At 55.6% G+C, this 12878-nt stretch carries 6 protein-coding genes; 1 reads left to right on the top strand and 5 read right to left on the bottom strand.

Features of this window, described 5'->3' with window-relative positions; genetic code table 11:
• Positions 1-19: 19 nt before the first annotated feature.
• The 3 genes from ACR0JW_RS21120 to ACR0JW_RS21110 form a co-directional block, all read right to left on the bottom strand.
• Positions 20-1750 (bottom strand): hypothetical protein, encoded by a 1731-nt coding sequence (locus tag ACR0JW_RS21120; RefSeq protein WP_170682427.1) that lies wholly within the window; start codon positions 1748-1750, stop codon positions 20-22.
• Between the two features lie 103 nt (positions 1751-1853).
• Complete coding sequence (locus ACR0JW_RS21115; protein WP_480714403.1) at positions 1854-2564, bottom strand: MBL fold metallo-hydrolase; 711 nt, start codon at positions 2562-2564, stop codon at positions 1854-1856.
• A 21-nt stretch (positions 2565-2585) separates the two neighbouring features.
• Positions 2586-3392 (bottom strand): gamma-glutamylcyclotransferase family protein, encoded by an 807-nt coding sequence (locus tag ACR0JW_RS21110; RefSeq protein ID WP_480714402.1) that lies wholly within the window; start codon positions 3390-3392, stop codon positions 2586-2588.
• A gap of 109 nt (positions 3393-3501) precedes the next feature.
• Here ACR0JW_RS21110 and ACR0JW_RS21105 point away from each other — a divergent pair, with 109 nt between their 5' ends.
• Positions 3502-8712: an AAA family ATPase gene (locus tag ACR0JW_RS21105; protein WP_480714401.1), complete on the top strand. Its 5211-nt coding sequence runs from the start codon at positions 3502-3504 to the stop codon at positions 8710-8712.
• A gap of 42 nt (positions 8713-8754) precedes the next feature.
• Here ACR0JW_RS21105 and ACR0JW_RS21100 read toward each other — a convergent pair whose 3' ends face one another.
• Both ACR0JW_RS21100 and ACR0JW_RS21095 read right to left on the bottom strand, forming a co-directional pair.
• The gene (locus ACR0JW_RS21100; protein ID WP_170825362.1) at positions 8755-10077 is read right to left on the bottom strand and encodes a hypothetical protein; all 1323 of its coding nucleotides are present in this window, start codon (positions 10075-10077) and stop codon (positions 8755-8757) included.
• A 4-nt stretch (positions 10078-10081) separates the two neighbouring features.
• A complete protein-coding gene (locus tag ACR0JW_RS21095) occupies positions 10082-12280 on the bottom strand; it encodes an alkaline phosphatase family protein (protein WP_170682431.1) in 2199 nt (732 codons plus the stop codon).
• Between the last annotated feature and the right edge of the window lie 598 nt (positions 12281-12878).

Here is a 12878-nt window from a genome sequence, read left to right as displayed (position 1 = left end):
GCTTAAACTCGGACGCGGCCTAGTAGGATACCTTCAGGGTGTCACCGGTGATCACAAATGTCGGTGAATTGCCATCTATGGCATTTCCAACGAATTGCGCCACATCCAGTTCAGCCATGTTCGGAGCCTGAAGAACGGGGTACTCAACCCCGTTTTTCAGACCATGGCCGCGAGGGAAGGAAAAAACCAACGTTACCGGGGAACGATTTACGTTTACGGCCCCGGAAACACTGAGCGTTGTGGGGTTCGTACCAAGCTGGACCTTCAGTATGCCATTGGTCAAATCCAGTTGTCCGATACCAAGACCGCCATCATGTCCGCTGAGGTCGAGCACGCCATTGCCGATCAACTGAACCGTTGCCGAGCCTCCGGTAGATTTGTCGGAAAACAGGACCTGACCACCATCGCCGCCGCGCGCCCCGGCATAAGCAATCAAAGTGGCACTGGCTGCGGTGCCCACATCCGTGAACGAGGTATATCCGCCCTCCTGACCCGGTTCATTGCCGCCCAGATTGTGAAAGATCGCAGTTTCTGCGGTCGGTGGAAGATTTGGCGCGCCGGTGCCGTAGGAAGATTCAAATATCGTATAGCCGCCAGCCTGACCGGGGTGGTTCCAGATTGTCGCCTTACCGGCACTGGAAAAGAATTCGTTCGGGGGTTTGATTGAAAAGATCGTATGCCCCGCGCCCGAGTTGCGGTTTACGGCACTTCCGAAATTCACAATGGTTGCGTTGGCGGCTGTGGCATAACCGTAGCGCGCTGTGAATTCGGTATGCCCGCCGCCTCCGGGCCAGTCTTTTGTTGCACCATAGTTGATATAGGTCCCGTCGCCCGCTGATGCGCCGGGATTGTCCATCGCAGGATAGTTGGGGTTGTTGTTGAAACTGGTCACGCCGCCATGCGCACCGTCGATTGTAGCCGGGTAGTTGTTGAACTTTCCCTGCCCGCCTGTCGCGCAGCCGTCAAAAGCGACGTCACCGCCATTGGCCCCATGCCAGTCCGCATCCACTGCGGTGCCGCCAAAATTCAGGTAGGTCGCCTGTCCGGCGGTCGAATAGTCGTAAAACTGCGTGTTGCCGCCATCACCGCCCGGGACAGTGCCACCGTGATTGATGAAAGTGCCCCGATCCGCAGATGCCGCCTGATGAAACACGGCATTGGCAAAGGTATCCCCGTCGCTGCCCAGAGTTCCAAAAATCGAAAAGGTCGCGGTTCCCGCGCGGGCACGTTCGCTGAATTTTACTGTGCCACCAAGACTGCTGTTTCTGTCCGGAGGGGGCACTTTCCCGGTTCTGAGGGTGAAGTACGCGGCCCCGGCATCGGCGTCGTCATGAAAGGCGATCGTGCCGCCCCCGTAGGTCGTTTCCAGCGACGGAGGGCCTGCGTAAAAACTGACCGGCCCCTCGCCAGCGGATGCAGAACCGGTGAACTTCAGCTGAGGTTGGTTGTAGGTTCCAAAGGACGCCACGATGAAGCTTTGGGTATTGAGCGATTGATTGACGATGCCGCGCCCGGTGATCGTCAGCGCGGGCTGCTTGGCAAGATCCCGGATTGTGAATGAATAGGCATCCGACTGTTCCGAAAACTCAAGACACTCGATCTGAGCCATTGAATCAGGAGTGAAGGTTATCGCGGTATGAGAGGAACCTCCGAACTGGGCGTTTCCAGTCGGTATCTGATCTGTGTCCCAGTTGTTTGGATCATTCCACTGATCGGAAGACGGATTTGCTTTCCAATTTGCGCTCGTCATGACGAATTCCTCTGTGAACAAACAATAGGTCTTGGGCACGCTCCCGAGGGGCGGGCCAAAAGTAAAAGGATGCGCGCGTGCCGTTTGCACACGCTCACTTTAGTCAAAATTCAAAAAGCCGCTTGAAAGTCGCCTTGTAGGCGTCAGACGCGCCACCCAACACCGGCGCACCGTGGCCACAGAAAACGTGCCGGAATTCCAGAGCCGACAAGCGCTGAAAATCTTCGGCCTGAGGTTCAGACACCTGCATCCAGACCGGGCCGACATTGGCCGGTGTAAAAAACCCCATGCCTTCCATCATTTCGGCAGAATCCTTACTGAAGAATTCGTCTGGATTCAGATAGTTCTGCAAAGCGTCGCACGCGATCATTACGCCGCCGTCCCGGTCGAGCCCAAAAATGCATTCGGGGGTCTTGGTGGTCTTGAAGGTGAAAAGCTGCGCACCTGATACCGGCAGTTCGCCGCCTTCGACCAGTTCACGATCCACCGGAACGCCTTCCTGACCGGCACCAGGCTGGGCCCAGTAGGTCGCGCCAAATGTGTCCCGGTAAAAGGCATCGTCGGCTCCGTGCAAACCACCGACCTGAACGACGTCGGTAATCCGGCCCAACTGCTCCAGCGCCTTCAACCCGTCATCGGAAAGCCTGACCGCATTGAACAATATCAGCCTGTCACCTTCGCGAACTATCGTCATGTTCCGGCTGAACTGCCAGTCAATATCATTGAAATGCATCTCTCGTGTGCCGGTGACGAAAAAAATGTCAGGCAAAGGTTCCGAGATGACTCCATGCGGAGACGCTGCCAGATGGCCCATAATACCCCCCTTTAAAAAGCCCTATCCTAGCCTTTTTTCGGCTGGCAGGGAAGTATAGTCGAATTGACCTGCATACTGATACTCATCCGCAAAGGCGTGCAGATATGTGTTCAGACAGTCTTTCTGGTCCGGTCGCAGCCGGTCGTTCAGGATATCTTCGAGACATTCGGTCCCGTCGCTGGTGTCCAGTCGCTTGAGCAAAAAAACCGTGACTTCCCTGCCGCCGAACCAGTCCTTCCCGATAGATTGCGCCGGACGCGCATTCGTCATGTCAAAGACAGATCCCGCCAACACCGTCAGGTGCCGGGCAAGCCCGGTGTGGTCAATGACACGGGGAACAGGTCCCGGGTCAAAGGCGGGCAGGACCGGTGGCTGAAGAACCGGATGCCGGTTCAGCGCCGCAATGTATTCCGGGTCAATGCCGGCCTCGGACGCCCCGCGCGCCAGAATGTTCAGATAGCGGCGTGTTGGCAGGCAGGCGTCGTTGACAAAATCCGGCAAGCCAACATAGGCCAGCGCCCGCTCGGTCCCCTGAACAGTTTCGATGTCGACCACAGTCCGGTCATACCCCACGCCAAAGGCTTCCATCTGGTCGAGCGCTGCAAGGTCGGCCTCGTTGCAGCAATGCAGAACGCCCAGAACCCGGTCCTGTGGGTTTCCGGTGTGCTCGATATTTCCAACGCCCCCTTCGTGGCGAAAGAAATGCTCGACATTGAACGTCAAACGCCACCCCCTGAGCATCGCCGCACGGGACGCCGAAGGTGTGACGCCTTTGGCTCTTAATGAAGTAAAATTCATATTAGAGCCGTATCCAAAATAGTTAATCAAGGTTATGCTCTATCTTAATTTCATCCTGTGTAATAATGCAGGAGCCCGCGTTTGTGTCACAGTTTTTTTAAACAGTTCCTTGTAGTCTTTCAGGAAGGTAGTTTCTGCCTTGCATCTTGAAATCGCCGGATACCAGATCGAACAGCAGATCGAGGCGTTTTACGCAAGTTCGCTTTTTCATGCCCGCAACAGCAAAAGCGGGCAGCCGGCGATTGTCAAAACCTTGTCTGCCGAGTTCCCCGATATTCGGGATGCCAAGCGGCTGGAACGTGAGTATTGGCTGTTAAACGAGCTAGGCAGCCTGGACGGGATTATCCCGGTCACGGATATGGTCTTCCTTGGCAATGGTGCCCCGGTCATGATCAGCCCCGCGACCGGATGGACCTTGTCGCATTACCTGCGCGCCAAACGAACCGCCACATGGCCGCTTGAGCGTGTTGTCGACATCATAGTCCGGCTTACCACTGCGCTGGACGCCATCCATGCGCGCGGCATGGTTCACAAGAACATCGCACCACAGAACATTCTGCTGGATGACACGGACTGGAGCGTCCGGCTTATGAATTTCGAAATCGCGACGGCCCTGTCGCGGGAACATCAGGGGAAGGTTGCTTCGAAACTGATCGAGGGCCATCTGCCTTATATCTCGCCCGAGCACACCGCACGGATTTCGCACGATGTCGACTACCGATCGGATTTCTATTCTCTTGGTGTCGTATTCTTTGAACTTTTGTTTGGGCAATTGCCATTCAGGGCCGAAACGCAACTTGAATGGATCCATGCGCACATCGCCAAGCGGCCACGTGTCCCGGATGATGCCGGGGCATATGTTCCAGCGACGCTGATCGAGATTGTGCTGCGGCTTTTGGCCAAAAACCCTGAAGACCGCTACCAAAGCTCGTTTGGCCTGTTGCACGATCTTGAGATCTGCCGCCGAAGCCTCTCGCGCACAGGTGAAATTGCGCCCTTCGATATCGCACAGCGAGACACCTCCGAAACGTTTCGTGTTCCGCAAGTGCTGATCGGACGCGATGCCGAGCTGGAACAATTGACCCAATTGCTTGCCAAGGTAGAGGCCGGCGCATCCGAGCTATGCCTGATTTCCGGCAGTTCAGGGGTTGGGAAAACCGCGCTGGTCGCGGAACTGAACCGGCCAATTCTTGAGGCGCGCGGCTTTTTTCTGCGCGGCAAGTTTGACCAGTTTGAAAGGGTCAGACCTTATGGCGGCATTGCCGCTGCATTTTCCGGGCTGGTTCAGGAACTGCTGGCGGAACCGCCAGAGTCACTGGCGACGTGGAAATCAAAAATAGTGGGCACATTGGGACGAAACGCGCAGGTTCTGCTGGATGTCTTGCCGGATCTGGGGCTGATCATCGGACCGCAACCGCCGGTCCCGACCCTTCCTCCGACCGAGGCGCAGAACCGGCTGCAACTGACATTTCTAAGCTTCGTAAGGCTGCTGGCGGACGAAAACCACCCGCTGGTACTGTATCTTGACGACCTGCAATGGAGCGATGCACCGACACTTAACCTTTTGCAGAAAATGGCAACGGCCCGGGACATCGGTCATCTGCTTATTCTGGGCGCTTATCGCGAGAATGAAGTGGACAGCGGCCACCTGCTGAGCCTGATGCGCAAAGAGGTTGCAAAGACACGGGCGGTACATGATCTGACCTTGCCGCCGCTGGATCAGGCGGTCGTGAACCAGATAGTTGCCCGGACATTCCGAACGGATGAGGCGGACACGCAAGAGCTTGGCGCTGTTCTTTTTCAACGAACCGAAGGCAATCCCCTGTTTGTAAAAGAACTGCTTCAATCCCTGTTCGACGATGGGATGATTAACTTTGACCGCACACATGGCCGCTGGGCATGGGATCTGGCTGCGATCAGGCAGGCCGAAATAGGCGACAACATTGTAGAATTCCTGATTGGAAACCTGAACAAACTTCCGGATGACACCAAGGAAACGTTGCGCATGGCCGCTTGTATCGGACACGAGTTCGACATGGCCAAGCTGTCGCTGCTTCATCAGCGCTCGAAAGAGCAGCTGGGCCTGTCCCTGATGAGCGCCCTGGCCCGCAACATCATCCTGCCCTTGGACGACAGTTACCAGCTTTTCGATCAGGCAGCAGCTCTGACGGACGCCAGGGCAGATGCGGCAGTCAACCCGCGCTACCGGTTCCAGCATGATCGTCTGCATCAGGCCGCTTACGAGTTAATTGATGATGCCGAAAAACAGCCTGTTCATCTGTCGATCGGACGACTTTTGCAGAGCGAAGATACGGATGAGCCGCAAAACGAACGCCTGATCAAGATCGTTCGCCATCTGAACGTGGCGCGCGATCTGATCACCCGGAAAGATGACAAACGCGAACTGGCAGAACTGAACCTGGCGGCTGCGCGCATTGCGCACAATGCGTCCTCGTATCAAGTGGCTTTGAACTATTTGCGTGTTGCCCGGTCCCTCCTTCCTTCGAACCCGTGGCAGGAGGCTTATGGGCTGACCAGATCGCTGTCATCGCTTTATGCACAAACCGCATATCTGAACGGCTTGCATGACGATGCCGATGCCGAGTTGTCACGCGCGCTGGAAAACCTTCGGACCTCGCTGGACAAGGCGCGTGTGTTGTCGATGAGAACAAGGCATTACTCGACCTTGGGCCGGATGAAAGACTCCATCGATTCAGCACTCGAAGGGCTTTCCCTTCTTGGGATCAGGTTCACGGCGGATGTCTCGGATGCAGAGGTTGACGCAGAAGTCGCAGAGATTTCTGTCAACCTGGCAGGCCGGGAGATTGCCGATCTGATCAACGCGGGCCGTATGACGGACGCCAATATGGAAACGGCAGTCGGACTGTTGATGGAGATCTTTCCTGCGGCCTTTCTGTCAGGAGCGGGAAACCTGTTCCGTCTCTTGATCCTGAAATCCGTTAACCTGTCACTGCGGTTCGGAAACTCGGCCGAAACCGCCTTTGCCTACTCGACGTACGGGATGTTGCTGTGCGGGGGCATGAACCGCCCTGCTGAAGCGATCGAGTTCGGCAAGCTCTCGCTTGCAATGAACGAGGCATATGACGACATCGCCCTGAAATCCCGTATCATTTACGTCTACACGATGTTCATCCACCACTGGGGCCACCACTGGAGCACGATGACAGAATGGTTCACCCGTGGCTTGGAGGCGGGATACCAGTCGGGCGATCTGTTGTATCTGGCCTATAACGCTCAGGATTGCATCATCTGGGACCCGCGTCTGGATCTTGAAACCGCAATTGCCGAACAGTCGCGATACATGGTGATCGTCAAAGACTGCAACTATGCGGACAGCTACGATTCAGGCAGTCTTTTTCTGCAGATGTTGCAGAATTTCGCAGGCAACACCCGGGATTTGTATTCACTTAGCGTTGACACGTTCGATGAAGTTTCCTGCCTGAAGGGAATGACCGAGCGCGGTTTCATGACAGGTGTCGCGAATTACCACATCTATAAGGCCGAACTTCACTGCCTGTACCGCAACTTCAAGGGGGCCGTTCCGCACGTAGCCGCGCAGGAAAGGTTGATGGACAGTGTCATGTCGCTGCCGCAATCCGTTCGGTTCCGGTTTCTGGCCTTTCTGACCTATTCCGCGACGTACGAGACATCCCCTGCGGACGAGCAACCGCACCTATGGCTGAAGATGGAAGAACACGCCAATCATATGGCCGACTGGGCCGCGCACTGCCCCGAGAATTTCAGCCATCTCGACCTTGCCATGCGCGGAGAGTTTGCGCGTTTGCAGGGCGATATGTTGAATGCGCTGTCGTGTTATACCCGGGCCGTCGCATGTGCCGAAGAGAACGGGTTTACCCGCGACCGGGCCATGATTCACGAACTCGCGTCGTCGGCCTTTGAGAAGATCGGGCAGAGTTTTGCGGCCAATGCGCATCTGGACGCTGCTCGCCGCCTGTATCACCGATGGGGTGCGACTCGGAAAGTCGATTTGATGGATGCCGAGAACCCCACCCTTCAACTCATCGCACCAGCCCGTTCATTGGGGGACAGGGATGCTGAAAACAGCGCATACTCGATCTCGCACAGCGCTCTGGACTTGCAGGCGGTTATGAATGCGGCCCGCGCAATTTCGGGCGAAATCGTGTTGAGTAATCTGCTGTCACGCACAATGCGCATTCTACTGGAAAGCACGGGCGCGCAGCGTGGTGTTTTCCTGTCAATGAATGACGATCAACTACTGGCCGAAGTTGAATGCGTCGTAGAAGAGGGCGACCTGGAAACCCGCAATACTCAGTTTGAACCCAACCCCGATACCCTTGCAATGTCCGTTGTCAATTATGTGGCCCGAACCCAGAAACCTCTGGTTCTTGACGATGCAGCCGGCCATCCACGGTATGGCATTGATCCTTATGTCGTCAGGAATCAGATCCGCTCGGTCATGTGTGTTCCGGTGATCCGTTCCGACCGGTTTTCCGGGATTGCCTATCTGGAGAACAACCTGGCCGCCGGAGCTTTCCCGGAGGAGCGGGTTGCGATTGCCGAATTGCTGACGGCGCAAGCCTCAATATCGATCGAGAACGCCAAGCTTTATGTCGACCTTGAGCAGAAGGTCGAACAGCGCACCGCTGAACTAAGTCAGAAAACAAATGCACTAGAAGCCGTTGCAAACCAGTTGTCCAAATACCTGTCACCGCAGGTTTATCGATCGATCTTCGATCGCAGGAAAGAGGTCAGACTGACGTCGGAGCGCAAGCTCCTGACGATCTTCTTTTCGGATCTTGTCGGGTTTACCGAGCTTGCCGAACAGATGAGTTCCGAAGACCTGAAGACATTGCTGAACCACTACCTGTCAGAGATGTCCGAAGTTGCTTTGTCTTTTGGCGCGACCATCGACAAGTTTGTCGGCGACGGAATTGTCATCTTTTTTGGCGATCCGGAAACCCGCGGGCCTGAAAATGATGCCATTGCATGCGCCAAAATGGCGATTGCCATGCGTGACAGACTTGGAGCGCTGCGCGAGGAGTGGCTGAAAGAAGGCATCCGAAAACCTCTGGAATGCCGCATGGGCATTCATACCGGATACTGCACCGTTGGCAATTTCGGCAGCGAGTCCCGAATGGATTACACCCTGATTGGCCGTGCCGTAAACCAGGCTTCGCGCCTTGAAAACGCTGCGCGCACCGGCAGCATTCTGATTTCGCAGGACACGTATGACCGGATCAAACCCGAGATCGCCTGCGTCGAACATGGAACGGTTGAACTGCGCGGCATCGGGGCGCCCGTCAGAACATACGAAATCACTGGTCTGAAACAGGACGAAAACACCTGAGGTACATGAAAGACATCAATTGTCCCGTTTTTGGACGCCTCGCTAGCTGTTTGTCATACTGTTCTTCGGTCCGGACGGAGGCGCAATCTTGCACCCACAGGTTTCATTCCCAGCCCCGGCGCACCGCGCCATCGCTTCGTCGAATGTGTATTTCGGGTGCGGCGGTGGTCCCGGGCAATAGAACAAGTCCATCTGGGCCAGCGCGCACATGACCTGCGCGTCGTGTGGGTCACCGGGATTGGGCGGCCCGAGCCCTTTGGTGTTGCCGAACCAGCGTTGGCAGGCGTTCTCCTTTGCCTGCTCCGGCTCGATATCGGGGTTTTTGGTGTATTCAAACAAAAAGGACGCAGCCACCAAATCCTGCGCCTCGTACATCCGAATATCCGGTATCTTTTTCGCGCAGTCAGTGCACTTTCCGGTTACCCCTGCCGCGATCATGTGATTGGCAACCATATACGGCGTCTCGCGTGGGTCGTCGGGGGATATCCGTACTTTCCCGACCTGCAAGACCGGCGTTTCCGGCGTGCCGTTTTCGTCCTTCGGCATATCATCCTTGAACGCGACCCTGAACCAGCCGGGAGCCTGCGGATCATAAAGAGGTGATCCGCAGACCAGCAGCGGCAGCGTGTGACGCTCACCTGTTGCATTAGGCCCGTTCAGATAGAGGTTTAGCATCGATCGGATATAGCTTCGCTCGGGCGGGCCGTCGAAAAAACCCGAGGCCATCATGATGGGAAAATAGTCATTGGGGTATTCGCTTTGACCCGCACCGGGCGCGGCGATTGGATTTACATCCACAATGGTTCGGTAAAAACTCACGTCATCCGCGGGAATTCCGCTGGCCCGCAACACGGTATCCCAGCGATGCATGGTCATACACTCCAGAAAAGTACCCTGCTGCAACACCTGCCACGGCGGGTAATGCATCAGCAACAAACCCCTCTGACCCATGACGTTCAGCCCCAGGGGCGGGAAGAGATGCCACTTGCACAGGCCGTCGTCCTTGTCGCTGTTGACCGGATAACCGGCCATCGGGTTCCAGACCCCAAGGTCCTGCAACAGGTTTTTTCCCGCGACCGCCTTGCCCGCGGCATCCGGCGCGAACAGTTTCTGATGGTGTTCGGCAAAGACAGACAACGCCGCTTCCGGCTGATCAGCCGAGATCGAAACCCGGTATTGCCCGCCTGACTTTGTGACCTGCACGTTGCCCGAGGAAAACCCGTCAGCCTCAAGCGAGTTCCTTGTGTAATGCGCAATCACGCTTTCGCGGTCGGTCAACCCGAGATTGGAATTGGCAAGTTCGGCAGGTGGGAACAGTTCGTTCAACAGCTCCACCGCCCCCAGAGAATAGGAAAACTCAGCCATCGGATCAGCCATCCGAACCGATAGGCGGATAGTCCTTGTCGTAAGGCACCGAGAGCTTAGGGTGATCGGTGCGCGGATCGCTCAGTTCAAACACCGATTCAAAAGTCGGTGCCGCCTGTACCCGATCGCCCAAGCCCCAGCGCGCACGCGGGATGCCGTACCAGTCCAAAACCGTCGACAGCAGAGAGGTGCCTTCATACGGCTGCGGTTGGCCACTGCGAAACACTGTGTTGGATTTCACTCGCGGCGACACCACTATTGTCGGAACACGCGGACCCAAAACATCATACTTGAACCCGTCGTTCACATCCCTCGGCCAGGCCGGTTGCGCCATCGGAGGTGCCTCATGGTCGTACATTCCTCCGCCCTTGCTGAACGTGATCACCAATGCGGTTTTGTCCCATTTTGGGCTGGCCCTCAGCGCCTCGTAGATCTCTTTCAGTTTGCGCTCACCCGGCACCATGTCGCCGGAAGCACCGGGATGATACGAGGTCGCGCCACTTGGTGCGATCCAGGCGGGTTCGAGGAACGAGAATTTCGGCAGCATCCCCGCCTTCGCATCTGCAATGAATGTGCTGAGCGGCTGCACGTACTGAAACTTGCTTTTGTCCACGCTGGGCAACTGATTGCGCATATACAGGTGATAGGTGAACACTTGGTTCTCCCATTCCACCGAGTAATAAATCTTCCAGTCCTGATGGCCATTGTTTTGAAGCACTTTCCAGATCGGCTGCCGCAAGGGCCGCTCTGCGTATTGCGTGTATTGCGGCTCACCTTCGCAGTTTACCGTAATGTTGTAGTTCGATCCCGACAGGGCAAAACCCCGGTTGGCAATTGTTCCGCCCGGCATGGGTGAAAACCAATAATCACTCACCGCGTAATTCTCGGCCAGACCGTTCAGCACCGGTAATTGTGTCGGGCTGAACGAACTCATTGCTTCGGGGCTGAGGTTGTTGGACACAAACCCGCCCATGTCCGGCACTGCACCGCTTTGATAGGCAGGAAAACCGCCGCTGTATTGCTGCTGAATGCTGTCGGCTGTCGAATGAAACGGATCGATCTTGGGCGAGGAAAGTACGAACTGATCGCTCAGCTTGCCATCCTCATACTGGTGCACCGGATACGGGGTGCCTTTGTAAGTGTTCGTATAGGATTTCGAGTTTGCCTTGAAAGGCGGTTCCGCGTTCACGTAGTTCAGATGGGGTGCGTCCGCCTCGTACAGCCAGCCCAGAACACTGTCCATTGTCCGGCTTTCAAGCATGTAGACGACCACATGTTCGATATTGGTGCGCATGAAATCCATCGTGCCGGGAACAAGGGCTTTGGCCGCATCAATAGGAACCGGCATCTGTACCGGAGTCAGCTGACCGGAAACATCAAACCCTTGAGGCAAGGCGCCCTGTTTCAGGGGGCCGACAAACGGGTCGGGAAGGAACGGATCAAACCCCCAAAGCCGGTAACTGCCATCTCCGGGCGCAATGTCCAGAATGTTCTCACCCATGGCGATTAGGTGGTGCGAGGCATCAATGTCCGGGCGCGTGCCTTCAGATATCGTCGGCATCGACAACGGATGCCAGTTTTGCGGATCAAAGTTCCACACGCGGTATTTCGAATGCTCGGCGATCCATTCGAGCACATAGTTGCCCATGGGCAGCAACGCGCTACCGCCGGTGATCTCGGCAAAGGCATCCTGCGGCCCCATCGAGGTAGGCAGCGGGTCGGGCGGCGACATCGGGCTGGGTGCGGGATCGAAATTCCACAGCATATATGTCCCGCGTGCAGCTGTCGGCATATAGGCCAGGACATATCCCGTCATGGGCACAAGCTGCACGATATCCGTTTCGGTTGCATCCCAGGTGTAGTGATCGAAATACTGCCAGAATTTGTGCTGCTTCCACTTCCCCGATTGCAAAGGCTGAACGCTCAGCGGGTCGGGGTTGGTCGGGTCAAATTCGAACAGATCATAAGGAACATGGGGATCTTTTTGATCCTGAAGCTGCGACAGATCATAGGAGAGCATATACCCGCCGATCGGACACAGCTTTGTGCTGGATGGAAAGTTTGATCCGGGCGACAACAGGATCTGTTCGAACAGCTCAGGCAGATCCATGTTCAGCCGCCACAGGCTGTAGGTGTCGCCGCTGTTGACCTGGTTAATCAGATAGGTTGGTGCTGCATTTGCGATAAAGTCTTTCTCGGCCATGTTTCCGTCCAATCCATGCGGGGTCAAAAACTGAAAAAAGAGAGAAATGAGAAACGATTTGTTCACTAATTTGCAACAAATACGCCAAATCAAAAAGAAAAATCTTCTGACCTTCGAATGAACCGCGCATGGCTGGGGGTGGATATTTGGCTTTGAGTTGCGCTGCTATGAGGCGCTGGAAACCGACCCAAGAGACTGTCAGCCAGTTTTCCGTCGACAATAACGATTGCCGTGGGCCACGTCCCAAGAAGACGACCTACGTTCAAGATTGCATTACAGAACAAAGGTCTGCCGTGTGAACGTAATTCTGTTGTCGTCGACAGATGGGGGTGGTGCCGAGTTTTTCGGTAAGCGAATTGAGCATCCGAAAACCAATATGCCCAATACGCGGGCGAGCAATAAAGGTTGATAACCTCATCAAGCTTCATTTGTGGATGCTCAAACCCGCGGGAGACCGGTTTTGTTCCGCCAAAAGTGAAAAGAATCACCGTGATGTGATTGCAAAAATCCAATCGAAGCAACGGATGACTAATAAGCCTCGCGACAATGCTTTTTTGTGAATCCTGCACTGGTAAGGATGTCGATGCTGTGCCAATCT

Source organism: Ruegeria sp. BG6 (genome assembly GCF_056538465.1).
Note: the sequence above shows the minus strand (reverse complement) of the source record. Positions and strands in the feature narration are given on the sequence as shown.